The sequence below is a fragment of the Pseudomonas fluorescens genome (assembly GCF_902498195.1).
Lineage (GTDB): Bacteria > Pseudomonadota > Gammaproteobacteria > Pseudomonadales > Pseudomonadaceae > Aquipseudomonas > Aquipseudomonas fluorescens_BU.
Map to the genome: position 1 here is coordinate 696,885 of NZ_CABVIY010000001.1, position 26,454 is coordinate 723,338.

24 protein-coding genes are annotated in these 26,454 nt (G+C 59.2%); 9 read left to right on the forward strand and 15 right to left on the reverse strand.

Annotated features, from left to right (window positions below):
- Window positions 1-21: 21 nt before the first annotated feature.
- The gene (locus F8N66_RS03310; RefSeq protein ID WP_150768804.1) at window positions 22-675 is read right to left on the reverse strand and encodes a TetR/AcrR family transcriptional regulator; all 654 of its coding nucleotides are present in this window, start codon (window positions 673-675) and stop codon (window positions 22-24) included.
- Window positions 676-913: 238 nt separating this feature from the next.
- Here F8N66_RS03310 and F8N66_RS03315 point away from each other — a divergent pair, with 238 nt between their 5' ends.
- Both F8N66_RS03315 and F8N66_RS03320 read left to right on the forward strand, forming a co-directional pair.
- Window positions 914-1,753, forward strand: a complete 840-nt coding sequence (locus tag F8N66_RS03315) for a TauD/TfdA dioxygenase family protein (protein ID WP_150768805.1) — start codon at window positions 914-916, stop codon at window positions 1,751-1,753.
- A 38-nt stretch (window positions 1,754-1,791) separates the two neighbouring features.
- A complete protein-coding gene (locus tag F8N66_RS03320; RefSeq protein WP_150768806.1) occupies window positions 1,792-2,562 on the forward strand; it encodes a class II aldolase/adducin family protein in 771 nt (256 codons plus the stop codon).
- 43 nt (window positions 2,563-2,605) lie between these two features.
- Here the strand turns inward: F8N66_RS03320 and F8N66_RS03325 are convergent, their stop codons facing one another.
- The 6 genes from F8N66_RS03325 to F8N66_RS03350 form a co-directional block, all read right to left on the reverse strand.
- A complete protein-coding gene (locus tag F8N66_RS03325) occupies window positions 2,606-3,076 on the reverse strand; it encodes an Lrp/AsnC family transcriptional regulator (RefSeq protein WP_150768807.1) in 471 nt (156 codons plus the stop codon).
- Between the two features lie 25 nt (window positions 3,077-3,101).
- Complete coding sequence (locus tag F8N66_RS03330) at window positions 3,102-4,409, reverse strand: NAD(P)/FAD-dependent oxidoreductase (protein WP_150768808.1); 1,308 nt, start codon at window positions 4,407-4,409, stop codon at window positions 3,102-3,104.
- A gap of 90 nt (window positions 4,410-4,499) precedes the next feature.
- Window positions 4,500-5,339, reverse strand: coding sequence for a transporter substrate-binding domain-containing protein (locus F8N66_RS03335; RefSeq protein WP_150768809.1), 840 nt, complete (start codon window positions 5,337-5,339; stop codon window positions 4,500-4,502).
- Between the two features lie 62 nt (window positions 5,340-5,401).
- Window positions 5,402-6,172, reverse strand: coding sequence for an amino acid ABC transporter ATP-binding protein (locus F8N66_RS03340; RefSeq protein WP_150768810.1), 771 nt, complete (start codon window positions 6,170-6,172; stop codon window positions 5,402-5,404).
- Window positions 6,173-6,187: 15 nt separating this feature from the next.
- Window positions 6,188-7,153, reverse strand: coding sequence for an amino acid ABC transporter permease (locus F8N66_RS03345; protein WP_150768811.1), 966 nt, complete (start codon window positions 7,151-7,153; stop codon window positions 6,188-6,190).
- A gap of 152 nt (window positions 7,154-7,305) precedes the next feature.
- Window positions 7,306-7,791, reverse strand: a complete 486-nt coding sequence (locus F8N66_RS03350) for a DUF6130 family protein (RefSeq protein WP_150768812.1) — start codon at window positions 7,789-7,791, stop codon at window positions 7,306-7,308.
- A gap of 467 nt (window positions 7,792-8,258) precedes the next feature.
- Here F8N66_RS03350 and F8N66_RS03355 point away from each other — a divergent pair, with 467 nt between their 5' ends.
- Both F8N66_RS03355 and F8N66_RS03360 read left to right on the forward strand, forming a co-directional pair.
- On the forward strand, window positions 8,259-11,366 hold the full coding sequence (locus F8N66_RS03355; protein WP_150768813.1) for an NACHT domain-containing protein: 3,108 nt from the start codon (window positions 8,259-8,261) through the stop codon (window positions 11,364-11,366).
- Window positions 11,367-11,375: 9 nt separating this feature from the next.
- Entirely contained in the window at window positions 11,376-13,073 is a 1,698-nt protein-coding gene (locus F8N66_RS03360; protein WP_150768814.1) for a DUF6531 domain-containing protein, read from the forward strand.
- A gap of 118 nt (window positions 13,074-13,191) precedes the next feature.
- Here the strand turns inward: F8N66_RS03360 and F8N66_RS31445 are convergent, their stop codons facing one another.
- Window positions 13,192-13,365: a hypothetical protein gene (locus F8N66_RS31445; RefSeq protein WP_191622888.1), complete on the reverse strand. Its 174-nt coding sequence runs from the start codon at window positions 13,363-13,365 to the stop codon at window positions 13,192-13,194.
- On the opposite strand from F8N66_RS31445, the gene F8N66_RS03365 reads away from it, so the two are divergent.
- Window positions 13,350-16,229: an EAL domain-containing protein gene (locus tag F8N66_RS03365; RefSeq protein WP_150768815.1), complete on the forward strand. Its 2,880-nt coding sequence runs from the start codon at window positions 13,350-13,352 to the stop codon at window positions 16,227-16,229. The two genes, F8N66_RS31445 and F8N66_RS03365, sit on opposite strands and share 16 nt — an antisense overlap.
- 157 nt (window positions 16,230-16,386) lie before the next feature.
- Here F8N66_RS03365 and F8N66_RS03375 read toward each other — a convergent pair whose 3' ends face one another.
- Both F8N66_RS03375 and F8N66_RS03380 read right to left on the reverse strand, forming a co-directional pair.
- The gene (locus F8N66_RS03375) at window positions 16,387-17,811 is read right to left on the reverse strand and encodes a sensor histidine kinase (protein ID WP_150768817.1); all 1,425 of its coding nucleotides are present in this window, start codon (window positions 17,809-17,811) and stop codon (window positions 16,387-16,389) included.
- 330 nt (window positions 17,812-18,141) lie between these two features.
- Window positions 18,142-18,762 carry a LysE family translocator gene (locus F8N66_RS03380; protein ID WP_150768818.1) on the reverse strand — a complete coding sequence of 207 codons (621 nt, stop codon included), beginning with the start codon at window positions 18,760-18,762 and terminating at the stop codon, window positions 18,142-18,144.
- A gap of 113 nt (window positions 18,763-18,875) precedes the next feature.
- Here F8N66_RS03380 and F8N66_RS03385 point away from each other — a divergent pair, with 113 nt between their 5' ends.
- The 3 genes from F8N66_RS03385 (at window position 18,876) to F8N66_RS03395 (ending at window position 22,089) form a co-directional block, all read left to right on the forward strand.
- On the forward strand, window positions 18,876-19,331 hold the full coding sequence (locus tag F8N66_RS03385; protein ID WP_224790430.1) for a GNAT family N-acetyltransferase: 456 nt from the start codon (window positions 18,876-18,878) through the stop codon (window positions 19,329-19,331).
- 100 nt (window positions 19,332-19,431) lie between these two features.
- Entirely contained in the window at window positions 19,432-20,127 is a 696-nt protein-coding gene (locus F8N66_RS03390; protein ID WP_318194863.1) for a tRNA (adenine(22)-N(1))-methyltransferase, read from the forward strand.
- Between the two features lie 342 nt (window positions 20,128-20,469).
- Window positions 20,470-22,089 (forward strand): mechanosensitive ion channel family protein, encoded by a 1,620-nt coding sequence (locus tag F8N66_RS03395; protein WP_150768821.1) that lies wholly within the window; start codon window positions 20,470-20,472, stop codon window positions 22,087-22,089.
- Between the two features lie 61 nt (window positions 22,090-22,150).
- Here the strand turns inward: F8N66_RS03395 and F8N66_RS03400 are convergent, their stop codons facing one another.
- From F8N66_RS03400 to F8N66_RS03410, 3 genes are all read right to left on the reverse strand, one after another.
- Entirely contained in the window at window positions 22,151-22,660 is a 510-nt protein-coding gene (locus tag F8N66_RS03400; RefSeq protein WP_150768822.1) for a DUF6790 family protein, read from the reverse strand.
- A 108-nt stretch (window positions 22,661-22,768) separates the two neighbouring features.
- Window positions 22,769-23,224 (reverse strand): glycine zipper 2TM domain-containing protein, encoded by a 456-nt coding sequence (locus F8N66_RS03405; protein ID WP_150768823.1) that lies wholly within the window; start codon window positions 23,222-23,224, stop codon window positions 22,769-22,771.
- A gap of 88 nt (window positions 23,225-23,312) precedes the next feature.
- Window positions 23,313-24,230 carry a LysR family transcriptional regulator gene (locus tag F8N66_RS03410; RefSeq protein WP_150768824.1) on the reverse strand — a complete coding sequence of 306 codons (918 nt, stop codon included), beginning with the start codon at window positions 24,228-24,230 and terminating at the stop codon, window positions 23,313-23,315.
- A gap of 122 nt (window positions 24,231-24,352) precedes the next feature.
- Between F8N66_RS03410 and F8N66_RS03415 the strand changes: the two genes are divergently transcribed.
- Entirely contained in the window at window positions 24,353-25,096 is a 744-nt protein-coding gene (locus F8N66_RS03415; protein WP_150768825.1) for an SDR family oxidoreductase, read from the forward strand.
- A 49-nt stretch (window positions 25,097-25,145) separates the two neighbouring features.
- Here the strand turns inward: F8N66_RS03415 and F8N66_RS03420 are convergent, their stop codons facing one another.
- Window positions 25,146-25,445 (reverse strand): hypothetical protein, encoded by a 300-nt coding sequence (locus F8N66_RS03420; protein ID WP_150768826.1) that lies wholly within the window; start codon window positions 25,443-25,445, stop codon window positions 25,146-25,148.
- Between the two features lie 800 nt (window positions 25,446-26,245).
- Window positions 26,246-26,440, reverse strand: a complete 195-nt coding sequence (locus tag F8N66_RS03435; protein ID WP_150768828.1) for a hypothetical protein — start codon at window positions 26,438-26,440, stop codon at window positions 26,246-26,248.
- Between the last annotated feature and the right edge of the window lie 14 nt (window positions 26,441-26,454).

The following is a 26,454-nucleotide window of genomic DNA, read 5'->3' on the forward strand; positions in this document are numbered from 1 at the left end:
CCTGGCTGGATGGGGCGCCTGTCAATCGAATGCGCAGGGGCGCAGGCAACCCAGGGCCATGGCGACCAGGCTGTCGAGCAGGGCCGGCTGTTCCAGTTGCGCCGGCATGTCCTGCAATACCGAGCGGATGACACTGCGCAATCCCTGCCCGAGCAGATATGCCGCCAGGGCAGGGTGCTGCGTGGTGATCTCGTGCGCATACAGGTGCAGGAGCGGCAGCCAGGTCGCTTCGATGAATTCACCGGTCGTGTGGTAGGGCCCGCGCCACATGCCCAGGTGAAGGGCGGAGTGGTAACGCAAGTGAAAGGCCTTGTTCAATTTGAACAGCCGGGTTTCGACACGAATGATGTTGGCCAGGATATCGCGCAGTGCCGATTTCAATGGCACGCCCACCAGCCGTTCGCGCACCCTCAGCAACTCCTCGGATTCCTCGTCGAGAACGCGCTCGTACAGCAAGGCAACGATCGCGTCCTTGTTGGGGAAATACTGGTAGATCGAGCCGACGGCGACCCCTGACAGGTCCGCGATGCGGGCGACGGTCAGCGCGTGTTCTCCGGCCTCATCGAGAATCCGCAGGCACGCCTGCTCCACGGCATCGACCAGGGCGCGAGAGCGTGACTGGGTCGGACGCTTGCGTAACGCGGGAAGCTGCTCCGGCGAAGACTTGGGGCCCATCGTGGTTCATCGCCTCGCTTGGTCATGGGAATCCGAGTGCGACATCGATCGTTGCACTGAATGTCCGATATTTATCAATTAAATCAATTGGTTAGTGGCTGATATGGTCGCTCTCCGAATGCGAATATCTCGGCCATCCCGACCTGAGTATGATCGTTTTCGTCGATCAGACATCGTCTGAATGCGTAGTGATGCGCCCCACAAGTTCGGATGTTCCAACCCTACCGGGAGATTGCCCATGCCTTCATCTTTCACCGTCCGACCCCTTGGCCCCAGCCTGGGTGCCGAAGTGCTTGATCTGGATCCGGCTTCAGTCGTTTTGCCAGAAACCCTGGCGGCGCTCGAGGCGGTACTCGTCAAGCACGAAGCCGTCGTACTGCACGTCCCGGGGCTCAAGCCCGAGCAACACCTGGCGCTCGCACGCTATTTCGGCGAGCCGGAAGTACACACCTTCTATCCCAACCTGGGTGAGGGCTTTGAACAGATCACGGTGATCGACTCCAAACTGGGCGATCGCGCGGATATGTGGCATCACGACGAGAGCTTTCTGCCCAGCCCACCGATTGTCACCATGACCCACGCCCAGATCCTGCCGCCCTGTGGCGGGGACACCTGCTGGATCAGCATGACCACGGCTTACGACGCGCTGTCCGAGCGCATGAAGCACTACCTCGAAGGCCTCAGCGCCTGGCACGACATGAACGGCCCCATGACCACGGCGCTGCGCCACAACGTCGTCACGCACGAGCGCTATGTCGAGGTCATCACAGCGAACCGGCGGCACCTGCACCCGCTGGTCATTCAACACCCGCTGACAGGTCGCAAGGCGCTGTACCTGAGCCCGACCTACACCACCCATATCGACGGCCTGGCCAGCACCGAGGGCGACGCCATCCTTGCCTACCTGCATGCGCATTGCCAACACGTGCAATTCGGTTTCCGCCATCGCTGGCGCGTCGGCGACATGGTGCTCTGGGACAACCGCAGCGTGCTCCACAACGCCATCCTGGACTATCAACCGCACCAACGACGGATGCAGCGCACTTCGGTTTTCGCGCGCGGGTCTTTCCACGGTTAATTCATTGATTCGAGCCAGTCGCTCAAGAGGAAACAGCCATGTTGATGGATACGCTGAACAAGGATTTGCTGGCCCGCTACGCGCCCAGGCCAGGTCGTCATGCCCTGCTGCCTGAATTGACACCCCGGCAGAGCGTGGCTTTGCTGTGCCGGGTGTTGTATCGCGAGGGCTATAACGACCACATCGCCGGCCACATCACCGTCCGCCAGGACGACGGCACTTACCTGGCCAACCCGTGGGAACTGACCTGGGGTGAAGTAAGCGCCTCGGATATCGTGCGCCTTGATCAGCAAGGCAAGGTGATCGAGGGGCAGTGGAACATCACCCCGGCCATCAACCTGCACATTGATGTGCACACCGCCCGGCATGATGTCGGCGTGGTCATCCACAACCATCCGCAGTGGGGCTCCGTGTGGTCGGCGGCTGGGCGTGTCCCACCGATCTATGACCAGACGTCGGCCCTGGTCGATACGGACCCGGTGCTCTATGACGAGTATCAGGGCACGGTCGAAGACACTGAGCGAGGCCGCGCCGTGGTCGACGCGCTCGGTGCGCAAAAGTGGGCGTTGCTCGCCAACCACGGGGTGCTGGTGGTGGCCAACGGGATTCGCCAGGCGCATTTGCGCGCCATCACCCTGGAGTGGCGCAGCCGTCTGGCCTGGCATGTGGAAACCCTCGGCGGCGGCTCACCGTTGCCCGCCAGCGTCGTGCTCGCCACCGGCGAGCGCACCGATGCCAATGGCTTCCCGTTCCTCTGGGAAGCCATGGCGCGCGAAGAAATCCGCCGCGACCCACGGGTTCTTGAGTAGGCCTCACTCCCGGCTGAAAGTACCGGTCGTTACCGACCGGTCTTCACACCGTCAGTTTCCGGCTGAATTTGGTTTCCATCACGATGTGCGAGGCGGTGTGCGCCACGCCCTTGATCATGTTGATCCGGGTGAGTTCGGCGTTGAGTTCGCTCAGGGTCGGCGTGACCAGATGAATGATGAAGTCGGATTCACCGGAGACGGCATACACCGCCTGCACCGAGTCCATCTTGCGCAGCGAGGTCATGACGTCGGTGTAGCTCTTGTTGGTACAGGAGGTCATGGTGAAGCAGTTGATGGTCTGCTGCAGCCGGGTCTGGTCGATGCGCACGCTGTACCCGGTGATCACGCCGGCCTTTTCCAGGCGGGCGATGCGCTCCTGTACCGAGGAGCGCGAGACTTCGAGCTTGCGTGCCAGCGACGCGGTGGGCTCGCGTGCGTTGGCCTGCAACAGGCCAAGCAATTGCCGGTCCTTGTCGGTCAGGTTGAACAACGGGCCGGGATTCTGCGCATCCATGAACACGTCCTTGATCTCGTGGAATTCAGTTTTTATGGGCCGCCCTGCGTTGCGAACGCGTTTCCTGGAACCTGTCCATCATCTTCAGGCCGGCGTACACCGTTTGCGCCGCTGCCGGGCCGAGAGGGCCGCCATTCCATTCCAGGCCGTAGGCATCGAACAGACGGTAGCGATCGGTCTCGCCGCATAGGGCCTCGGCGATCACGCGACCGCCAATAGGGGCGGTGTTCATACCATGGCCACCAAATGATGTACATGCCCACAGCCCTTTGCCGAGCGGGCCGATGTGGGGCATTTTGTGCCGCGCGTAGCCCATCAGCCCGGACCAGGCCTTGTCGATCCTGATGCCGCGCAATTGCGGGTAGACGTCGAGAATATCGTCGGTCAGCAACTGCCCCAGGCGCTTTTCATCCTGCAGGTTGCGGGTGGTGATACGGCCACCCCAGAGCAGGCGGTCACCCTCGACGATCCGGTAGTAGTCCGAGGCCCGGCGATTGTCGCCCACCGCATCGGTGGTGCGGACCGTATCGGCCAGGCGCTCGCCCAGATGTTCAGTCAGCACCGCGTAGGTCGCGATCGGCAGGAAGGCACGGCGCAGTTTGCCGAATTCCGGACCGCCATAGCCGCCGCAGCAATACACCACGTGAGCGCAATCGACACTGCCCTGGTCGGTGATGACCCGGTGACGTCCGTCGCGGCTCTCGACCCGGACCATGGGGGAATGCTCATGGATGGTGCCGCCGCTGCGCTCGATGAGCCCGGCCACGCCCAGGCAATAGTTCAAGGGGTGGAAGTGAAAGCCATGGGTGTCGCGCAGCGCCTGGAAATAGCGCTCGGTCTTGAGCTTTTCACACACGGCGTGGCGATCCAGATACTCGAGGTGGAAGTCAAAATCCGTCGCCATCCGGTCACGCAGGCGCTTGAGGTTATCGCCATCCTCGTAGCGGACCACGCTCAGCTTTCCAGGGGTTGGCGAGCAGCCTGGCAATTGATGACGGGCGATCATGTCACGCACCGTATCGACGCCTTCGAGCGACAGTTTGAACAGCGCGGCGGCGGTCGCTTTGCCGCAGCGGCTCTCGATGGATGACAAGCCTTCGGACCAGCCCTGGAGGACGAAGCCGCCGTTGCGCCCGGAGGCACCCCAGGCCACGCGGCCTGCCTCGAGCAGCACCACGGACTTGCCTCGCGACACCAGCTCCCAGGCGGTACTCAGCCCCGCCAGGCCAGCGCCGATGATGCAGACATCGGCCTGGACATGACGTGACAGCGGCGCGCGCTCAGTCGTGTCGTTCATCGTCGCGGTGTAGTAATTGTTGTTGTAGTTGTACATGTAGTCCGTGGTCCTTTTTTCGGGCGCAGTCAGGCAGCGCGCCGCGTCGGGAACGGGCGCCTGCCAGGCAAAGGCTGTGGTGCGCCGGGATTATTGAATGGCGGTGAGGTCGGCGCCGTACCACTTCTCGGAAAGCTGCTTGAGCGTGCCGTCGGCTTTCATCTCGGTCACGGTCTTGGTCAGCGCGCTGTTGAACGCCTCGTCGCCTTTGTCCACGGCGATGGCCAGCGGTTCGTAGTAGGCGGGCTTGCCTTCCACACGGACGATGGGATAACCATTCTTGACGGCCGCAACAACCGTTGGCAGCGCCGACAAGGTGGCGTTCAGGCGGACACCGTTGCCCATGCGTAAATCATCCAGCGGCCCCATGCTGTCGCCATAGGTCTTCACCTCGCCGGGCGTGACGTCGTAGGTGAACGCCGGCACATCGGCGGCGTCGATCTTGAGCCGGCGATTGATGTAGTCCTCCGACGTGGTGCCGGCTTCGACGCCGATGATCTTGTCGTTCAGGTCCGTGGCCTTGGCCCCGGCGGCATCCTTGTGCACGGCGAACACATAGGGCGTGTAGTAGTAGATGGCAGGGAAGTCGAGGACCCGGGCGCGCTCGGTGGTAGGCGTCATCGAGCCGACCGACAAGTCCCAGCGACTGGACCAGCGTCCGGCGGTAATGATCCCGTATTCGGGGGTCACGAAGTCGACTTTGCTGCCCAGGCGCCGGGCGATTTCGGTGGCGACATCGATATCAAAACCTTGCAGCTTGTTGTCCGGGCCGAGGAACGATTGCGGTGGCCAGTTTGCCGCGGTGGCCACCTTGATCACCTTGGTTTCATGGATGCGGTCGAGGGTGGAACCCGCCCAGGCGGCGACGCTGCCGAGCGTGACGGCGGTGGTGACAGCGGCTGCGGTGAACAGACGAGTGATCGAGATCATGAGTAAGCCTCCAGGTATTTTGTTGTTTTTTTCGATGACGTTGGAAGGTACGACGATGCTTCTCAGTGGCTGAGAATCTGTGACAGAAACTCCCGGGCGCGAGGGTGCTGCGGGTTGTCGAAAAACTCGGTGGGTTTGGCCTGCTCGATGATGCAACCCTGGTCCATGAAGATGATCCGGTCGGCGACCCGCCGGGCGAACCCCATCTCGTGGGTCACGCAGACCATGGTGATGCCGTCCTCGGCCAGTTCGCCCATCACGTCCAGCACTTCCTTGACCATCTCGGGGTCAAGCGCCGAGGTGGGTTCGTCGAACAGCATGATCCGTGGCCGCATGCAGAGGGCGCGGGCGATGGCCACGCGCTGCTGCTGGCCGCCGGAGAGCTGGCCGGGGTATTTGTCCGCCTGGTTGCCGATGCGCACGCGATCGAGGTATTCACGGGCCAGTTCCCGAGCCTGGGATTCACTGAGCTTGCTCACCAGGCGCGGACCGAGCATGAGGTTCTCCAGCACCGTCATGTGCGGGAACAGGTTGAATTGCTGGAAGACCATGCCGACCTGACGGCGGATGCCCGCCACGCAGGCGGCATCGCGGGTCAACTCGACACCGTCGATGAACACCTTGCCCTTCTGGAAGTCTTCCAGCAGGTTCAGGCAACGAATCAAGGTCGACTTGCCGGAACCCGACGGCCCGCAGACGACCACGATTTCGCCGCTGGCAATGTGCAGGTCGATGCCCTTGAGCACATGAAAATCGCCATACCATTTGTGCATTTCGTGGATCGAGACGGCGGGGTACGGCGCAATGATTGCTGAAGCTGACGGCTGATTCATCCTAAGGCTCCTGACTCAGCGGTGGGCGCGATTGAAGTGCTTTTCCAGGCGCGACTGCACGGTTTCCAGCACGATCGACAACAGCCAATAGAGCACGGCGGCGGTGATGAGCATTTCCAGGTGGCGGAACTCGGCGCGTCCCTGTGTTCGGGCCAGGAACATCAGCTCCCAGACGCCGATCACCGACACCAGCGAACTGTCCTTGAGCATCGAGATGAACTGGTTGCCGGTCGGTGGAATGATCAGGCGCATGGACTGCGGAAGAATCACCCGGGTCATGGTCTGGAAAGGATTGAGACCAATCGCCCGGGAGGCTTCCCACTGGCCCCGGGAAATGCTGCTGATCCCCGCACGGAAGATCTCCGTCATGTAGGCGCCATAGCACAGCGAGAGCGCCAGGATCCCGGCCGGGACGGCGCCGACCACGTAACCGAGCTGGGGAATGCCCAGGTAGATCAGATAGATCTGGATAAGCAGCGGGACGCCACGGAAAAACGAGGTGTAGAAGCTGGCGATGGCAATCGCGAAACCGTTCGAAGACAAGCGGGCCGTGGCGCCCAGCAAGGCCAGGACAAAGGCAATGGCAATGGAGATCGCGGACACGTAGACCGTGGTGAAAACCCCTTGGGTAATCATGAAACCCACTTTGGTCGCGATGAAACTGTAGGAAAGATTGAAGGTGTCGAAGAACAGCAGGAACAGCACCAGCAATTCGCACCAGACCGTAATGATCTGTGCCCGCAAGGGGAACCGGCCAAGGATGAACAGGTTCAGCACGACCGTGAGAGTGAAGGTCCCGCCAACCGCGATGTCGCGCGCCAGCGGGGCTTTCAAGTCAAGGACGATGGGCCCCATCAGGCTGGAAAGCCGGCTTTCACCCACACCGCAGGCCAGCGTGATGATGAAAATGACCGCAGCGACCGCCCCCATGAACAAGGCGCTGTCCGTCATGCGCGCCTTGACGATATGGTCTTTGTACATGGCTTACGTACCTCAGGGTGTGCCCCTTTGTTGTTGTAAGCCAATTATGGGTGTGCGAAATGCCGGGCGGGACCCGGCAAAATGCTGGATTAACCGGTTTGTGCTGGCAGATCGCAGGGTGCGATCCCTACATCTGCTAGAAAAATCAACCGTTATGGTTTTACCGCGTGAGCCTCGTCACGGTGAGCCGTCCCGGTGGGTTGTTTCTGTGGAACGGTAAAGCTCACGGTCGCGCTGGTGAGGATTTTGTGAGTGGGGTCGGCCACTTCAAGCAGCACCTTATGCGCGCCGGGCGTCAGCCCGACCAGGATAATGGGGTCTTCGCTGGTGTGCGCCCAGGTGCCTTTCCAGTCGTCGACGGTCACGTGCAGGTGACCCAGGCGGGGTGAAACCTCGACCGCCGCCTTACCGAATACCGGCATGATCCTGGCGTGCTCGGTTCGATACTGGATAATCACCACACCCCGGGCGAGCGGCTCGGCAAGCGGCGGATAGGCAATCAGCTGTGGCGTAGCTTCGGATTCCAATGGGAGCAGGGCTGGAGGCTGAAGGGAATCTGCTGCGCCCTGGCCCAACGCTGCCGCGCAAAAACAGACGCCCGAAGCAAAGGCCAATAAATCTCCGAGAGCGAGGGGCATGGTGTTTTTCTCCCGCGTGATGTCATGCAAGTCTAGATCAAGCTGAATAGCGTTTAGTGTTTACTTGCGTCGCAATGACCCACTTCGATTAGCCACAGCTGTTTGAGTCGGAAGAATCTAAAAGACTATAAGTCAAGCGGGCGTGGGTGAGGACAGTGAGTCACTGCGTTAGAGTGTTTTTGTTTTGCAATAATGTATATAGCTAATGTTGATTTATTGGCGCATCGGCCACTCGTGTTATTTGGCTTAGGCGCATGGGTGTCGACACAGGCTAAGCCAATTACTATCAAGTCTGACTATTTGACTTTTCCAATGGAGTAACCTTTTCTTATATTCGCGGGCTCTACGTTTTTCGTGTTCACTGTTTAATCTTTTCAGGCTGAGTACATTCGCAATCTCAACGAAAACTCTGGAACCCTCAACATGGAGCTATAACGGGAAGGTATAGATGCGTTATTGGAGAGACTATGAGGCACCTGGTTTGGAGCCCGAAGTGGCTCGGGGTGGACAGATTGAGGGCACTCCGCTATGGGGTGGTTTTCCTGGCTTTGCTCCCGTCTGTGTGCTTTAGCGGCTCATTCAAAAACCTCGATGCGCTTGCCCCGTTGGCGGGTAGCAACATCATTGACTCCGTCAACACCCCCAAAACCACTTTAATACGTACTGATGAAGGTCTTTTCCTGTACGACTCGGGAGCGTTCAAGGAGGTGGAGCTAGGCGTCGGTAACCTCGACTCCAAGGTTCAGTCTGCTGGTGGCAAGTCCGCAAATGACGAAGAAAATGCATTGGGCAACTTTAGCAGGCTGTTATTACGGCCTTCGCCGAGTGGTGCAGTTTGGATTGTTCAACCTGGGCAATCGATCTATTTAGCCCTTGGCGGAAAGGTTACCGACCTCGGCAAGAATCTACCGGCGAGCACGGAAAAACTGAGGGTCGTCGGTGTAAGCGGTGACAAGCTTTGGCTGTCCGCAGGGGGCTCGCTATATGGGTTGAGTGAAGGGGAGGAGGCGCTGAAAAAAATCACATTGAAGAAGCCTCTGTCAGCCAGCGCTGTCACTCATGTTTATCCCGTCATGAATAATGCGGATTCGTACTGGATAGTGCTTCCCATGCAGGTTGCACTAGCGAGTACGTCAGGTATCCATGTTTTGGTTGATTGGACTAAGACCAAAGATGAAGACCCGCAGTCAATTGGCAAGCACCTACTTTCATCGAACGGCGATCTTTGGTTTCTGGCGGGGCGTGGTAACCAGGTCTATTGGCTGCAGGCAGCGAACGGGCAATTGAATCAGCATGATTTGGGTGGCCCGGCACTGGACATGGTCCAGCGCAAAAACGGCGATGTATTGGTACAAATGGAAGTAGGCGGCATTCGTATTTTCAGCAACGGCGAATGGCACGTGTGGCAAGTCCCTGGAGGGACACAGCAGTTGGAGTCTGTCAATTCTATCTCGGGAAGCTACGACGGGACCGGGGTAGTCTTGGCACTAGGTACTGCTGGTTTAGCACTGTTTGAAGATGACTCGGCAAAAGTCTATACCTTGAGCCTGGGCGGCTTGTCAGTGCGTGAAGTTGTCCGGGTTCAAACGGTCGGGCCTTCTGCTTATTTGATATATGGTAAAGACGGGACGTTGCAGGTGCTTGAAGGCACACGTTTTTCGGATATCGTTAGTTTGCAGGGCGCGCCGCTGAGCGTTAGCAATACTCTGGATGGATCGCTCTGGGTCTCAGGATTAAATAGTTTTTATCGCTATAATCATGGTAGTTGGTCTCGATTTAAAATACGCACTCTTGCAGATCCAATCGTTCGTACAGTATTGCGGTTGGAGGCCAATAGTTATTTGTTTGACTCCCCGCAAACGGGCTTTACCGAATATGTCGCGTCAAAGGGGCGATTGCTACTGGAAGATGTTAATCCAGAGACGCGAACGGCTTCTGTTCGACTTGATTTGCCAGAAGAGGAGCTAACGGATAGTAATTTAAATTTGCACTATTCATTAAGTGTTTCGCCCACGGATTTCGATCGCGATCAAACGATTCGTCTGATCGCCGGGAAGGCACAGATTTCAGTACCCGTCTCCTTCGGTTCCAAGATGTTTCTCAGTGCCGAAGTAAGAAATGAATATGGTGATGTTTATCATTTAGGAGATACCACCAGCACGCCACTCAAGATGCCAGCGCCAGTCGCTACCGTGGCGGAAGGTTATTTAACTGGTTTCATCGTCAAAGTACCTTGGATCATAGGCGCGCATATGGCGCTATGGTGCGGCCTGCTTATGCTCTATCCCTACTCTCCAGCCTTGCAGGCAAGCGTATTCTGGAATCGCTCGGTTCGTAAATCGATGTCGTTGTGGTACGTGGAAGTATTGCTGCTGGCGGTTCCTTATGCGCGAAAACGGCTCATTCAGCCTTTTGCCAGTTCAATGAAGGGCGATGCCCGGCTCGACTTGTGTGAAAATTATTTCGAAGATATTGAAATAAGGGATGACGCGCAGGGAACTATTTGTAATCCCGCCCAGTTAGCGGCAACGTTGCGTGGCCACACCATCGTTCGTGGACCTTCAGGTGCGGGTAAAACGCATTTATTGCGGTACTTGATTTTGCACCGTAAACAGCAAGCTGTTTTTTTAACAGCGCGAGCCTGCAGCAATGGAGTACTGGAAGCCATTGCAGAGAAACTGCCATCTCAATTGCGTGATTTCGGGTTAGTGGAATCTCTCATCTTCCACAGTTCGCTGGACGTGTATATCGATGGTCTCAACGAGGTCAGTCCAGAAATAAGGGAGCGAATCAGTAGTTTCATGCAGTCTTTCCCCAAGGCGTGCGTCGTCATTTCGACACAGCGCTTCAAATGGAATGCTCCAAGTACTGTAACGTCTTTCGATCTACAACCATTAAGTCAGCAGCGAATAGAACAATACCTCTTGCGTGTGGGGCCGGACACCGAGAACTACACAAAGGCGGTGGGCGTGTATTTAAGCCGGCGCAAGAATGAGAACACAGATCAGCGATATGACAGCCAGGCCTCGACCACGCCTTACGATTTATCGATTGTCTCGCGTCTATTGAGAAATGGCGTATTGCCTAATGCTTTTGATATCCAGCAACAGTATTTCGAGTACGTGGTACGGCGTCATGAGGAAGAGGCTGGAGCACCTTTTCCGCTTGAGCAGCTTTCCAGCCTTGCTTACTTCGCGAAGATGAAAGGTTCACGAATACTTGACCATATGGCGCTTGCTCCCAGTATCGTTGATTTTTTGATGGAGGAAAAAATTGTCCTCCGAAGTCTCAGTGATCCCAATCAGCGAATCTTTCGTCATGACCGCGTGCAAGATTATTTGGTTGCCCAACACTTGCTGACACATGCAGATCTGCAGTTTGAGTACCTTGACGACATTCGCTTTGTGGGGGTGTATACCTTGTTGGCAGAAAAGCTGGCAGTAGAAGATGCCACTTTATTACTCTCGCAACTGGCGCTCAAAGCAACAGTCGTGCGCGATAGCACTATTTTGTATGAGTTCGTTGATCGACTTCGTTCATTGGATAAATTGAAAACTGCTGAAAGGGCAGAATGAGGTGCCGTGATGAGATTTATAAAATTTCTGAGGGTTCCTGTTTTATTGTTGATTACGTTCTCGGCTTTTAGTGTCTTGGGCAATGAGACTGGCGTTGAGGGGGTAGTAGTAGATCCAAAGAACGGTAATTTAAGTGTCCTGGTTGTCGACACGACATGGCCCGGTTCCGGCTGGGACATCAGGGTTATGCGAACCTATAATTCATTATCAGATCATGTAGGTTATTTCGGAAAGGGGTGGTGCTCTAATTTGGAGACCCAGTTGTTTGTGTTGCCTGAGGGTAATGCGCTCGTCGTCGAGTGCGGTGCTGGCCAGGCGGTGCTTTATGGCACGTTAGGGGAGGCGGATGATCGAATTGTGAAGGCGGTAAATGCATGGAGTTCAGATGTATTGGGCGAAGCAGGCGCGGACGATAATTTGCGTTCTCGATTAATGTATGATCATTTGCTTCGCTGGAAATGGGCGAAAGAAAAAAATGTTCAATTTCTACCTGAGCCTGAGGGTCGATTGTATGAGTACGGCCGAGGTTTGAATTACTTGATAAAGACGCCGACTGGCCATGAATTGTATGAGTCGGGGCAAGTAACCAGTTTTGATTCCGAGGGGCATCTAACCAAAATACGAGACAATCAAGGCAATGTTCTTCTGTTCAATTACTCAGGTGGAAAGCTGGTGCTTATCGAAGCTGAAAATGGATTGAGTGCGGCGGTTGAGCGGGGTGAAAATGGTCTTGTCTCCTCAGTAAAAAGTGGAGCTAAATCTGTGCGTTATACGTATAGAAATAATAAGCTGATTCTTGTTAGTGCGCCGGATAAAACTATAAAATATGAATACACTCCTGCCGGTAAATTATCGAGTTATTCGAAAGCCAAAGGCGAGTTGGTGAAATTCAAAATAAACGGGGATACATCGCGAATTGATGAGCTTGCCGCTGCGGGCTGTCTGCAAAAACTTGCTTACCCAGATAAAATTGACCCGGATGGCTCATATCGCGTTAAACGTAACTCATTATGCAAGGGGAAGAATGAGGCCGATGAAACTGTTTATGAATACAGGGTTAAAATAAATACATTAGGTACCCGCAGAATACTTGCCAGTTCACGCGTCATTGCAGGTGCTGATGTTGTGGATGTTAATTATCACCCGATTTATCAGCGCCCCATTTTTGTCAAGACTGTGAGTGACGAGTATCACTACACGTTTAGCGCAGGTGGTCGCGTGTCTGAAGTGACAATGGGTCAGGTCAGTCGGAAGTATGAATATGACCAAAACTGCGGCGCTATTTCTCACGTAGTTGATGATCGTGGAAGTTTCCAGTTTTCTTATGATGCACAATGTAATTTATCAAGAGTTGAATCCCCCTATGGTCAATTAATGCTGCGCTATGATCAAAAAGGTCGCATTGCAGCTATCAGTGACAGCAGCACTGGCAAAGCGGCGCTTGTATCTTATGAGCCTCGTTTCGGTAAGCCCGCTATTGTCGAGTCTCCGGGGCTTGGAAAAATATCAGTTAGCTATAAGGCGGACGGCACTATCGATAAGGTCGACAGTGCTGATGGTCCCTCGGTTGCGATGAGTGTTGCAGGGATTTTCAATAATCTCGTGGATATAACCTCCCCTGCAACAGCTGAGTTGCCGGGTGTTGAGCGGTCACAAATTGGACAAAATTGTCGCTGTAGCGTCGAGTCCTTCTTTGAACCGCAGTAAATGTAGGGCAATCATCGGTCAGTCGGGACGACATCCAGGACTGGTTCCCGATTTACGAGGGACAGCGCAGTTCCCATGCGCTGATATCGCGTAAGGGTGGTTCCGCGGTGCTGCTGAGTCATCGGCCAGCTGGATTTCGTCCTGTGTCCCAGTTGGCACAAAGCGAATAAAACGATTGAAAAAAAATGTCATAACCTTTAAATGAGAGGCTCACCGGCATTTTGCCAGCAACCAAAAAAAACAGTACCGCCAGTCTTTGGCTCAGGGAGAGCGCTGATGAGTTTTCGTCCATTGTCCGACTCCCTGCCACCCTTGAACCACGACGCTGTCGCCTCGCAAACTGCCGGCACCGGATCCGCTGGCAGCGAGGACAGGATCGAACAATTGCTGGACTCGGCGCGTGGCTGGGCCCATACCACCCAGTGGGTCGTTTACCGCGCCGGTGAACAAATGCATCTGGTGGGGCAGGGCGACCCCCGCGTGCAGTGGCCATCGACCATTGCCAATGAAGCGTTCGAGGCCTTTTGCCTGAGCTGGCGCTTGCACCGCTGGCCGACCGGTCAGGGCGAAAGCGTGCTGGGTTGGCTACTGGCGCCAGTCGACGAAGCCGAGGAACCGGCGCTCGCCGGGTTTGCCCGGCGCCTGGGCATTGAGGTGCAGACCCATACCCTTGCCCGCGCGCAGATTACCCAGCGTGTGCTGTATGAAATCACTTACCTGGCCAGTTCGACCCGCGACCGTGCGGTGTTTCTGGTGGGGGTTCACCGGCTGCTGGCCAGCCTGATCGACGCCGAGAACTTCTATCTCGCGCTGTATGACCCGCACAGCGGCAAGATCGAATACCCCTATTACGTCGACATCATCGACGTGGATGCCGTGGAGTCCGAGCACTACGAATACCTTGACCTTACGCACCTGTCGTTGACCGGCCAGGTGTTGACCAGTGGCCAGCCGTTGCTGATCGACGCCGCCGGCATTCTTGCGGCCCAGGCCGAGGGGCGTTTCTACTGCATTGGCGATCGTCCCGAATTCTGGATGGGCGCACCTTTGAAAAATGCCTCCGATGAGGTGTTCGGCATGCTGGCCATGCAGGTCTACGACGTTTCCCGCACCTACAGCGCGGAAGACCGCGCGCTGTTTCTGGTGGTGGCCCGCCACGTGGCCATGGCGCTGGACCGGATACTGCACCGGGAGGACCTGGAAGCAACGGTGATGCGTCGCACCCTGGAGCTTTCGGCACTCAACGACGCACTGCGCCAGGAAGTGGCGGAACGCGAGCGCGCCGAACACCTGCAGAGCGCGCTGTTCCAGATTGCCGAGTTGTCGAGCCAGCCGGGTGACATGGCCGAGCTGTTTCAATCCCTGCATGGCATCGTCGGCGATCTGCTGTTCGCGCAGAACTTCTACATCGCGCTGTTCGACGACGCGACCAGTGAGGTGACCTTTCCCTACTATGTCGATGAGCGCCAGACCACCCGTCCTTTGCCACGACGCGGCTGCCGGGGCCTGACCGAGTACGTGATCCGTCAGCGCCGGCCTTGCCTGATCGACGCCCAAGAGGCTGAGCGATTGTCTGCGCACGGCGAAATCGAAGTGGCCGAAGCGTATGTCCGCTCCTACTCCTGGCTGGGCATTCCCTTGTTCGACGGCGATGTGGTGCGTGGCGTGCTGGCGGTACAAAGCTATACCTCGCAGGTGCGCTATACCCTGCGCGACCAGGAACTGCTGACGTTCGTGTCGCGGCACATCGACACCGCGTTGTCGCGACGCACGGCCGCCGAGGCGATCCATGCCGCCAACCTCAAGCTGGAAGGCCGGGTACAGGATCGCACCCGCGAGCTCGATCATGCCAATGCCAAGTTGCAGCACGAAAACTCCCACGACGCACTGACCGGGTTGCCGAATCGTACCTACCTGCAACAGCGCCTGAATCTGGCCTGGTCGCGGTTCGGCAGCGAAGGCGGGCACCTGGCGGTGATGTTCATCGACCTCGACCGTTTCAAGATGGTCAACGACAGCCTCGGCCACCACTTTGGCGACCTGCTGTTGATGCAGGCCGCCCACCGTCTGCGCGGTTGCCTGCGCGACACCGACATGCTGGCGCGCCTGGGGGGCGACGAGTTTTCGGTGCTGGCGCCGGAGGCGCCGCTGGACGTGGTGATCGGTATCGCCGAACGGATCCTGGTGGCGTTTGACCTGCCGTTTTTCATCAATGGCCATGAAGTGTTTTCGTCCTGCAGTATCGGCATCGTCAGCGCCGACAGTCAGTTCCATCACGAACCCGCCGACTTGCTGCGCGATGCCGATGCGGCGATGTACCGGGTCAAGAGCGCCGGGCGCGACAGCTACGCGGTGTTCAACCAGGAAGTGCGCCGTGAAGTCTCGGACCAGGTCGAGCGGGAAGGGGCCTTGCGCAATGCGCTCAAGCGGACCGATGAACTGCTGCCGTATTTCCAGCCGATCGTCAGTGTCGAAACCGGTGAGCTGCTGGCCCTTGAAGCGCTGATCCGCTGGCACCCGCCGGGCGGCCGGGTGATTGCGCCGGGCGAGTTCCTGCCGGATGTCGAGGGTTTGCGCCTGATCGGTCGACTGGACCTGTACATGCTGACCAGCATTGCCGTGATCCTCGCCCAGCCCGAGCACGCTCATTGGCCAGCGGTACACGTCAATTGCTCCAGCTACAGCATGACGCGCCCGGACTTCGCCACTGAAGTGCTTGCCCTGTTGGCACGGCACGGGGTCTCGCCGTCGCGGATTTGCCTGGAGCTGACCGAAGGCGCGCTGGTCGCCGAGCCGGCGATTGCCCGCCAGACCATGCAGCAATTGGCTGACAACGGCATGTCGGTGGTGCTCGATGACTTCGGTGCAGGGTTTTCGTCCCTGAGCTATGTGCATCAATACCGTTTCAGCGGCCTGAAGATCGACAAGTCGTTCATTCTCGAACTGACCACCAGTGCCCGCAGTCGCGCGATTGTCCGGGCGATTGTGCGAATGGCCGAATCGCTGGACCTGAGCGTGGTGGCCGAAGGTGTCGAGGATGAAGCGACCCTGGACCTGCTGCGCGAAATGGGCGCCGGGCAGGCCCAGGGTTACTATTTTGCCCGGCCGATGGGGCTGGAGGCGTTGTTGGCGAGTTCGCTGCTGGGTGGCTCCTGAACACCCCTGTAGGAGCGAGCATGCTCGCGATGGACGTCAACGATAACGCGGGCTGTCCGGATGAACGTGGTGTCGGGACCTCCATCGCGAGCATGCTCGCTCCCACAGGGGATCGCGTACACCCGCCAAAGCAAGGCCGTCTCGGTGGACACACACCTCACTCCCTCACCCTGAAACTCAATCGCACCGACGTGCCCTGCTTTTCATGACGGATCAGGCAGGCTTCGCCCCCCAGGTTTTCCATGATCTGCCTGACCATGACCAACCCGATGCCCAGCCTCCCTTGCCGGGTGGTGTAGAAGGATTTGAACGCCCGCATTTCCTGCTCCCGTGACGTTCCGTCCCCGCTGTCGCGGATGGTCAGTTGCAGCCATTGCCGGGCTTGGTCGACGTTGGCGTGGATGGACAGTTGACCGCCTGCCGGCATCGCCTCGATGGCATTGGCAATGACGCTGTTGAGCAGCTGGGACAGTAAAAGCGGATGGCTGATGATCCTCGGCGTGGGCTGATTATCGAACTCGACCTGGATTCTCGATTGCGTCAGTTGCAAGTTGAAGCGGTTGAGCGTGGCCTGTACCACCGCCATCGGTTCCACTCGCTGCGCTTCGCCACGGATCGGGCTCAAATACAGCAGGAGTTCGTGCACCCACTGCGACATCCGGTCCACCTGACCGACGATGTCGTCGATGTTCTTCTTCGCGGGCTGGCCGTCCATGTCTTTGGCCAGCTCCGCGCTAGAGCGGATGCAGGCCAGGGGGTTGCGCAGGCTGTGGGCGACTGCGGTGGACAATTCGACTAGGCCACCGTAGGTCCTGTTGGCAACGACCTGGTCTTCCTGGGAGGCCAGCACCAGCGATGCGCGCCGGGCAATCCAGTAAACGCCGAAGTAAAAAAGCAGCCCGCCCATGGTCGACAGCCAGATGATCCAGTGCCCGCGCTTGAGGCTATCAATCAGGTCGAGGGGCTCCCGGTAAATCTCGACCACCGCCACGATGTTCCCGTGGTCATCCACGAGGGGGATGTAGCTTTCGATGAAGAACATCTTCGGTGCGCGAAAAAATTTCTGCTCGATCCGCTCTTCATCAACCTGATTGTATTTGGTGGACACCCGGTCCTTGGCGCTGAATGCCTCTTCAAGCTCGTCGTTGCTGATCTGTTTGCCGACCAACTGCGAGTTGGTCGACCAGACCACCTTGCGCAGCGGGGAGTAGATGGAGATCAAGAGCGAGTCCGGCAGGCGCGTGAGGTAATCGAGGAATTCGGAACGCACGCGCTGGCGGTCGTGCGCCATGTCCCGGGACAAATGCTGGACATCCCCGAACGGCATCCCGGCCAGGCCATGATGACGAATCTCGCCTTTGGCGATGGTCTGGATGAACTGCGCGGACATCAGGGCATCGCGTTCGAGACTTTCGGTGACGAGAAAACGCGTTGACACCGAACCGAGCCCAAAAGCAATCACACCTATCAGCAGGAAGCTGGCGACCGAAAACCAGCGCAGGAGATTGAATTGCCGGGTCGGCGCAATCGAGTCAGCCGAACTTCGGCGCAAGCGTCTGAACAATGCGGCGGTTGCGTGCATAGGATGGCCCCGGGTGGGTTGCTATACCGTGGTAGCGGCTCCATCCGCTAAAGCGTGCGTGGATGAAGGCATAGCATGCTCTGTGCCAGACGATCGGGGGCTGACGGATTTCTGGCGCAAGGGCCCGTGATTGAAAGTGTTTCGCGCATGAGACGGTGCGGTCTGATGCCGTGGCCGTTGCGTTGATTAAAAACTGGATAAGGGAAGCGGGTCACACTGCCCATTTATGGGGGAGTTTTTCCTGAGACCGGGGATAGCCAATTGCCATTGGCTCATCCGCTCCGGGCGTTGTCAGCCTGCGTTCATATCCCCCGGGTTGGCGTGCCGCGCTCAGCGCTTGCTGAACGCCAGCCGGGCGGCGAACAGAACGAAGAGCATGCCCGTCGTGCGATCCATCCACTTGAGCACTTTGGCTTGCTTCAGAACGCCGGCAAGGGGGCGAGTAGCGCCGATCAGGGTCGACGACCACATCAAGCCGAGCACCACGTGAATGCTGACCAGGCCGAATGTCCAGGCGATCAGGTTGTGCCCCTGGGGAATGAACTGAGGGAGGAACGAGACGTAGAAAATGCCAATCTTGGGGTTGAGAACGTTGCCCATCATGCCCTTCAGGAACCAGTTGGCGCTTGGCCTTGCGTCCGCTTCGAGAGGCGCCAGCGAGCTTCGCGGGCGTAAAAGCATGTTCAATCCCAACCAGGCCAGGTACGCGGCGCCACAGTATTTCAACAGGTTGAACGCCAGCTCCGAGACCGCAATCAGCGCGCCCAGCCCAAAGGCGACTGCGGCGCCCCACAGCAGGCAGCCCGCATTGATGCCCAGGGCCGCGCGAAAGGCCTGTTGCTTGCCTTCCACCGTGGCGGTTCTCAAGACCAGGGCGGTATCGAGGCCGGGTGTGAGCGTGAGCAGCGTGGCGGCGAGGGTGAACGCGAGGAGATTGTCGGCGATAGACATGGGCTGTAACTTCTAGGTCATGATGCCCGCACGTTAACACAGGCCCGGCAGCCCGCTGTACTGGCTGCTTCATGCGTGGCTGGAACGATCATTATCTGTTGGGGAGACCGCCATTGCAGACCATTCGCCGCGCTCGACAGGACGATGCCGCATGCATCGCTTCACTCGTCACCGAGGCCTACACACCCTACATCGCCAGGATCGGCAAAAAGCCGGCGCCCATGCTGGATGATTATCGGCAGGTGCTGCTCGACACCGAGACCTATGTGCTGACCGACGGGACGGCTATCGCGGGGGTACTGGTGATGAGCCAGGAACAGACGGAACTGCTGCTGATCAACGTCGCGGTGTCGCCTCGCTACAAGGGCCGGGGCCTGGGCAAACGGCTGATGGCATTTTGTGAACGCCATGCGCTGCGCACAGGGTGCGAAGCCGTACGGCTTTACACCCATGAGTTGATGGTCGAGAACATCGACATCTATAAGAAGTTGGGCTATCAGGAAACCCACAGGGCTACGGAGGAGGGTTTCGCACGGGTTTTCATGCGCAAAGCGCTACAGGTTCGATGATCAGCGGTCGCATAAATTTGAAATGCCTGGCATTGCCCGACACAATCGCGCCCCGGTCCAGCCAGCTGTGCCGGACGTGTGTGGTGAAAAGGGGCAGCAGTTGAACGAACAGACATTGTCCATGCGCCTGGAGCGCGTGGCGGCGCATATCCCGGCGGGCGCGCGCCTGGCCGATATCGGCTCGGATCACGGCTACCTGCCGGTGGCCCTGATGCGCCGCGGCGCTATCGCGGCGGCGGTGGCCGGCGAAGTGGCGTTGACGCCTTTTCGCGCGGCCGAACGCACCGTGCGCGAGAGCGGCCAGGGGCAATGGATCACGGTGCGCCTGGCCAACGGCCTGGCGGCGATCGAAGCACAAGACGGGATCACCGCCATCAGCATTTGCGGCATGGGCGGCGAGACCATCCGCGACATCCTCGACGGCGGCAAGGCGCGCCTGAGCGGCCGTGAACGCCTGATCCTGCAGCCCAACGGTGGCGAGCAGCCGCTGCGCCAATGGCTGATGGACAATGGCTACCGCATTCTCTGCGAGGACTTGCTGCGGGAAAACCGTTTCGATTACGAAATCATCGTCGCCGAGCGCGCCGGGCCGGTGGAATACACCGCCGAACAGCTGTACTTCGGCCCGTTGCAGATGCAGGCACGCAGCCCGGCGTTCCTGGCCAAGTGGCAGCGCATGCTGCGCCAGAAGCAGAAAACCCTGAACAACCTCACCCGGGCGCGACAGGCCGTGCCCGAGGAAAAGGTGCAGGACGTCGCGCAGCAGGCGCGGTGGATCGCCGAGCTGCTGGCGTGAGTCATGGCTGACCTGCGAGGCGGCGTGACGGCCGATCTGCTTTCCCGCAGGTACGCGTCCCCCTGTAGGAGCGAGCATGCTCGCGATGAACGGCCAGACACCGCGGTCATCCCAGACAGCCCGCGTCATCGTTGATGTCCATCGCGAGCATGCTCGCTCCTACAGGGGACGGGACACCAGCCAAAAGGAGTCGCTGTAAGGCGAAGCCGCCAGCCGCCGTTACCGCAGCAACGGATATGTACCCGTCCAAATCCCCCACGCCCAATCTGACAACCCCCCCTCACTGAACTACGCTGCGATCTGAACACCCGTCCTCACCCCTGTGACCTAAGGAATAGACACATGCGGAGCAGGTTGCCTGCCGTCTTGATAGCCGTTTTCAGCCTGTTCTGGTCAATGCTGCTATGTGCTGAAGACGCGGTGAAGCCCAATGTAGACCCCGCCGAACTGAAGGTGGCCAACCGCAGCATCATGGTGTTCCGTGCCACGCTCCTGGGTGAGGCACCGGCTTCGCGGGTCAAACGGGCCAAGGCGGTGATCAGCGAAGAGCTGGATGAGTCAGACAATCTCACGGTGGCCGTAGACCCGGTCCAGAACAGTTACATGGTGCTATTGGGCCACCGGCGTGCATTCATTGTTTCGCCCGGGGATGTCGACGACGGCGAGTACGCCTCTGTCCAGCAGGCTGCGGAGGCAGCGGCAGGCAAACTGCGCCAGGTGGTGGCGGAAACCCGGGAAGCGCGAAACTTGCAACTGATTCTTCGCTCGCTCGGCGCGGCGGCCATCGCCACGGCCATTTACTTCGCGTTGCTCTGGGGCGTGGCGTGTCTGCGCCGCCGCTTGCTCAAGCGACTGCCCGAGTTGATGGATCGGCACACGCGGGCGCTGAAAGTGGGGCGGGTCCAGGTCATCGAGGCCAACTACCTGTACCCGTTGGTCATTCGCCTGTTTTGGCTGCTGCGCTGGCTGGTCTTGCTGCTGCTGACCTACGAGTGGCTGGGGTTTGTCCTGTCGCGTTTTCCCTATACCCGGCCCTGGGGCGAAAGCCTCAACAGCTACCTGTTCGAGGTGGCCAGCTATTTGTTCCAGGCGATCATTGGGGCCATACCGGGGCTGGGCGTGGCGCTGGCGATTTTTTTCATCGCCCGTGGCGCAACGGCGTTCAGTCGTCGTGTGCTCAGGCGCATGGCAATGCCGGGCACCTTCAGCTGGCTGAACCAGGAAACCCTGCAACCGACCCAGCGCCTGACATCCCTGGCGATCTGGCTGTTCGCATTGGCCATGGCCTATCCGTACCTGCCCGGGGCCGGCACCGATGCCTTCAAAGGGTTGTCGGTACTGGTCGGCCTGATGATTTCGCTGGGTGCCACCAGCGTGGTCGGGCAGGCCGCTGCCGGCTTGATCTTGACGTACACCCGGACCTTGCGCCCCGGCGAGTTCGTGCGCATTGGCGAGTACGAAGGCACGGTGACCGAACTGGGGATGTTCACCACGAGCATCCGCACGGGCCTGGGAGAAGTGCTGACCTTGCCCAACTCGATGATCACCGGCACGGTCACCAAGAACTACTCGCGCACAGTGCAAGGCCCGGGCTACGTGGTGGACACGGTGATGACCATCGGCTACGACACACCCTGGCGCCAGGTGGAGGCCATGCTGCTGGAAGCCGCCAGGCGCACCCCCGGCATTCTTGAAACCCCGCCGGCGCAGGTATTCCAGACCGCGCTGTCCGATTTCTATCCCGAATATCGCCTGGTGGCGCAGGCCATCCCCAGCCAGCCCAGGCCGCGCGCGGTGCTGCTGAGCATGCTGCACGCCAATATTCAGGACGTCTTCAACGAATACGGCGTGCAGATCCTGTCGCCGCATTACCTCAGTGACCCCGAGACAGACAAGCGTGTGCCAAAGGACAAGTGGTTCACTCCTCCGGCGCAGGAACCCAAGGACCTGGGGCAGCGATAGCCAAGGCACGCCCTTCGACGCTCAATCGCTCGATGCCAACCCCGCCGCGTGTTCACGTGAATCAGGTCGGTTGCACCGCCACATCGAGCCGATGACGGCGAGCCATGAACAGCAGCAGCGGTAACAGCAGCACATGGACGATGGTCAGCCCCAGCAAAATCCCCGCATTCCCCGGCGCATGGTTGCCGGCGTCGAGGATCTGCTGGAGATGCCCATAGACCAGCCCGACAAACTCAATGACCACCCACAGCACCACCGCCGACTTGAACGCCAGCGAACGCCAGAACGCGACCATGGCCACGACGCCCAGCGCGATGTCCGACACGCCCATTTCGAACTGGAACGGACTGACCTGCCAGCCAATGAACGCGGCCGCGGTTTGCGGCGCCAGGGTGTGGTAGAGCCCGGCCCACAGTGATGTGAAACCGATCGACAGCAGCAGGAGCCAGGACAGGTATTGCTCGGCGCGATGGCCTGTCTTGTCGGGGAGCAAGGTCGGGATTAGCAGCGCCAGGAGGAAGCCCGCCAAAGGGATGTTGGTCAGGACCAGGCGTATGAAATCGGCAATCATGGTGATTGCTCCGAGGCGGCACGAAGGAACGACAGACCGGTCGACAAAAAGTAGGTGCAAAGGCCAGGCATTGCCAACCCGCTCGTCGCTTGTCCGCGGACGCCGGGACTAGCCCTGAGGCACCACCCGCGCTTCGCTGCCGGCACCTTCGACATACACGCTCATGCCTTTGGTCAGTGCCGGGTTGATCGGCTGGGTCACCGACACCAGGACGCCGCTGTTGGTCCGCACGATGATTTGCTGGGCGTCCCGTGGCTGATCGTATTGTTTTTTCTCCGCGTAGTTACCGCCCGCCGCGCCCGCGAGCGCACCGGCGATCATGGCCACGTCGCGACCGGTGCCCCGGCCGATCAGGCTGCCGAGCCCGACACCGCCGAGCCCGCCCAGGATGGCCCCGACGCCGCTGTCGTGGTTGGTCTGCATTTGCGTCTGGGTAATCTGCTCGATCTTGCCCGAGCGAATCTCCATTTCACCGGCGCCTCCGCTCCCGGCATCGACCGCGACGCAAGCGCCAAGGACCAGGGACATCAACGTAATCGCCAGCCAGGAAGCGGTGGTTTTCATGATCGGGCTCCAGCTTTCAGGGGAAGTGAAGGGTGCAAACGCGTCCGATTACGTTAGTCGAAAAAAACCGGCGGTGCCCCTGATCGAATCAGTGTTTGCCCTGCGGGAAGATCTGCGGATTGGAGAAGCTGTTGACCAGATGGTCGTACACCTGCCTCACCCGGGGTGGCACCGGCCCTGACTGCGGCCGGTACATGATCAGATCCGAGGGTGCCGGCGCGGCGTTCTGCATGACCTCGACCAGTCGACCTTCGGACAGGAACGGCTGCGCCAGATAGCTCGGCATTTGCCCGAAGGCGAGTCCCGCGAGGACCATTTCACGCTCGGTTTCGGGGTCGTCGCAGGTGAAGGCCGGCGATGCAGGCAGGAACGCCTGGCCGTCAGCCAGTACCCACGGCCAGGGGCGGCCGTTATTGCGGTCCATCAGCATTGAGAGGGGCAGGCGCTGCAACGCTTCGATACTGTCGGGGCGCTGGACCGCGTCGACCAGTGCCGGGGCCGCGACGATTTTCAGCTCGACACGGGCAACCGTTCGGGCGATGTAGCGCCGATCCCGCACCGCACCGATACGAATGCCAATGTCGATCTTGCTGGCCACCGCGTCGGTGAGCTGGTCATCCAGGCTCAGGTCGATGCTCAGGCCGGGGTGCTCGCGCATCAAGGGTTTCAGGAATTCGGTCAGGTACAGCTTGCCGATGGCGTGCGGCGCGGTGATGCCGACGCGACCGACAAGGCCCTGGTCCTGCTGTTTGCTGTTGGCGACAAACAACTGGTCGACGCGTTCGAGGGTTTCCCGGGCTTGCAAGGCGAGGCCGGCGCCAAAGGCGGTGACGTGCACTTGCCGGGTGCTGCGATGGAACAGCAGTTCGCCAAAGGTGCGCTCAAGCTCTTTGATGGCCCGGGTCACGGTCTGGGGGGAGGTGCCGAGGCGGGTGGCGGCTTCGCGAAACGTCGTCGATTGCGCCGCCACCGAAAAGATTCGGATCAGCTCCATACGGTTGAGCATGGCTGTCAACTCCTGTTCCAGAAAATGGAATTCTCAAATCCGAACTGTTCCATTTTCTGATCGGTAATGCCAGTGCAAACTGAACCCATCAACCCAAGCAAGCCTCAACAGGAGCGCTGAACATGAGTAAAAACATCCAGGGTAAAGTGGTCGTCATCACCGGTGCGAGCAGCGGTCTGGGCGAAGCAACGGCGCGTCATCTGGCGGCGCTCGGTGCCCACGTGGTACTTGGCGCCCGCCGCCAGGATCGTCTGGACGCGATTGTCCGGGAGATCACGGCAGCCGGCGGCAAGGCGATAGCCCACCCGATTGATGTCACGCGCCAGGAGGACTTGTCCGCACTGGTCGCCAAGGCTGTCGAGGCGTTCGGTCGCATTGATGTCATGATCAATAACGCGGGGCTGATGGCGATATCACCGATCGCGCAGCTGCGTGTCGATGAGTGGGACCGCATGATCGACATCAATATCAAGGGCGTGCTGTATGGCATCGCGGCAGCGCTGCCGCTGTTCGAAAAACAGGCCGCCGGGCACTTCATCAACATATCCTCGGTCGCCGGCATCAAGGTGTTCAGCCCCGGGGGATCGGTCTACAGCGGCACCAAATTCGCCGTGCGCGCCATTTCCGAGGGCCTGCGCCATGAAGTCGGCGGCAACATCCGCACCACGACCATCGAGCCGGGTGCGGTCGATTCCGAGCTCAAGTTCGGCAGTGGCCACCAGCCAAGCGCCGAGGTAGTGGGTGAGTTCTACAAGAAAGCCATACCCGCGGCGTCGGTTGCACGGGCCATCGCCTACGCGATCGAACAACCGGCTGATGTCGACATCAACGAAATCGTCCTGCGGCCGACGTCGCAAGACTTCTGATCAGTGCCATGCGCCGATTGCGCCCCCGCCGAAAGGCGGGGGCGCATTTTTAGTTTCTGCATTCCGACAACACCACCTGGCAGGTATTGGGTGTGCCACCGGAGCGGCCGGCATAGCGTATGCAATTGTTCAGGGATTTTTGCCGGGCGATGCTCAAGGTGGAGCCAAACGCCAGGCCGCCTTCGCCGGCAGAGGGGAGCGCTTTTGCATAGCAGTTCGAACCGGTGCCTGAGGTGGAATAACGCGCGGTTGCGGCTTTGCCTGCGCATCCGGCTGTCAGCGCCACCATGATGACCAGCACAGAGGGCAGGACCGCGAAGAGGGATGGGTGTGCTGTGTTTGCGGTCATCCCGTATCCCCTGGAGCTAGTGGCCATTGGTGTGGGGGTTGTCTATTGAGGTTAGTCGGTGTTGTGGATGGGCTTGGGGCCGTTCGGCGGGCGGGTTGGGGTACCGACCTGCTTTTCGCTCCGTACGCATCCCCCTGTAGGAGCGAGCCTGCTCGCGAAAAACGCCCAGGCACCGCGATCATTCAGACAGCCCGCGTTATCGTTGACGACCATCGCGAGCCTGCTCGCTCCTACAGGGGATCGGGGCACCAGCCAAAGTCAGGTCGGCTTTAAGGCCGCCTCGCTTTGGCTTTTGATTTTGATCTAAGCGCCCCGTTAAACCACGCTGGCCGAACGCAGGCATTGCGCAGTGGGTAAACCGGCAGGACGCCGGTTTAGCCGCGCTGGGCCAGGGATGGCCCATCGCGGCGACCCACGGAGCAATGCCTGCGTTCGGGCATGCCGAGCCAGAGCGAGGCACCGAGTGGTGGGGCAAGAGCCTTTTGCTTCCTTTGGGGCTTTTCCAAAGGGAGTCGCCGTAAGGGCGAAACCATAAGCCGCCGTTACCGAAGGAATGGATAAGCCCCCCAATTTGGACGCATGAAAATGTCGTTTACCGGGCAAACAATCCTACGCCACCGGCCTCATTCATCAGCAGAACCCTCAGGGCACCGTCAAGGTAATCAGGTAATTACCGGACCGTACCGGCGCCCCCGTGCCATCCACCAACCCGTACCGCTGATTGTAATAGCGGCCCTGGCCACTGTCCGCGAGCAGCTTGACCCTGACATTGCTGCAAGCACTGCACGGGCCAATGTGACTCACTTCGAGGACGCTGGCGCGGCTGGACGCAGGGCAGGTATTGAGTCGAACGAGGAGGGCGCGACACCGCCGGCGGTGCAGCTGCGTTCGACGACCCGGCCTTCGAAGCGAATGGTGTTTTGAACCACGGGCGAGGCCGCCCAGCCTGCAGTCGAGAACAGGCTGATGACGACGGGCAGATACGTGATCTTCATGGCGTGCGCTCCTT

Coding starts and splice junctions, on each gene's coding strand:
- F8N66_RS03310 (WP_150768804.1), bottom strand. CDS start 675: ATGGGCCCCAAGTCTTCGCCGGAGCAGCTTCCCGCGTTACGCAAGCGT.
- F8N66_RS03315 (WP_150768805.1), top strand. CDS start 914: ATGCCTTCATCTTTCACCGTCCGACCCCTTGGCCCCAGCCTGGGTGCC.
- F8N66_RS03320 (WP_150768806.1), top strand. CDS start 1,792: ATGTTGATGGATACGCTGAACAAGGATTTGCTGGCCCGCTACGCGCCC.
- F8N66_RS03325 (WP_150768807.1), bottom strand. CDS start 3,076: ATGGATGCGCAGAATCCCGGCCCGTTGTTCAACCTGACCGACAAGGAC.
- F8N66_RS03330 (WP_150768808.1), bottom strand. CDS start 4,409: ATGTACAACTACAACAACAATTACTACACCGCGACGATGAACGACACG.
- F8N66_RS03335 (WP_150768809.1), bottom strand. CDS start 5,339: ATGATCTCGATCACTCGTCTGTTCACCGCAGCCGCTGTCACCACCGCC.
- F8N66_RS03340 (WP_150768810.1), bottom strand. CDS start 6,172: ATGAATCAGCCGTCAGCTTCAGCAATCATTGCGCCGTACCCCGCCGTC.
- F8N66_RS03345 (WP_150768811.1), bottom strand. CDS start 7,153: ATGTACAAAGACCATATCGTCAAGGCGCGCATGACGGACAGCGCCTTG.
- F8N66_RS03350 (WP_150768812.1), bottom strand. CDS start 7,791: ATGCCCCTCGCTCTCGGAGATTTATTGGCCTTTGCTTCGGGCGTCTGT.
- F8N66_RS03355 (WP_150768813.1), top strand. CDS start 8,259: ATGAGGCACCTGGTTTGGAGCCCGAAGTGGCTCGGGGTGGACAGATTG.
- F8N66_RS03360 (WP_150768814.1), top strand. CDS start 11,376: ATGAGATTTATAAAATTTCTGAGGGTTCCTGTTTTATTGTTGATTACG.
- F8N66_RS03365 (WP_150768815.1), top strand. CDS start 13,350: ATGAGTTTTCGTCCATTGTCCGACTCCCTGCCACCCTTGAACCACGAC.
- F8N66_RS31445 (WP_191622888.1), bottom strand. CDS start 13,365: ATGGACGAAAACTCATCAGCGCTCTCCCTGAGCCAAAGACTGGCGGTA.
- F8N66_RS03375 (WP_150768817.1), bottom strand. CDS start 17,811: ATGCACGCAACCGCCGCATTGTTCAGACGCTTGCGCCGAAGTTCGGCT.
- F8N66_RS03380 (WP_150768818.1), bottom strand. CDS start 18,762: ATGTCTATCGCCGACAATCTCCTCGCGTTCACCCTCGCCGCCACGCTG.
- F8N66_RS03395 (WP_150768821.1), top strand. CDS start 20,470: ATGCGGAGCAGGTTGCCTGCCGTCTTGATAGCCGTTTTCAGCCTGTTC.
- F8N66_RS03400 (WP_150768822.1), bottom strand. CDS start 22,660: ATGATTGCCGATTTCATACGCCTGGTCCTGACCAACATCCCTTTGGCG.
- F8N66_RS03405 (WP_150768823.1), bottom strand. CDS start 23,224: ATGAAAACCACCGCTTCCTGGCTGGCGATTACGTTGATGTCCCTGGTC.
- F8N66_RS03410 (WP_150768824.1), bottom strand. CDS start 24,230: ATGCTCAACCGTATGGAGCTGATCCGAATCTTTTCGGTGGCGGCGCAA.
- F8N66_RS03415 (WP_150768825.1), top strand. CDS start 24,353: ATGAGTAAAAACATCCAGGGTAAAGTGGTCGTCATCACCGGTGCGAGC.
- F8N66_RS03420 (WP_150768826.1), bottom strand. CDS start 25,445: ATGACCGCAAACACAGCACACCCATCCCTCTTCGCGGTCCTGCCCTCT.
- F8N66_RS03435 (WP_150768828.1), bottom strand. CDS start 26,440: ATGAAGATCACGTATCTGCCCGTCGTCATCAGCCTGTTCTCGACTGCA.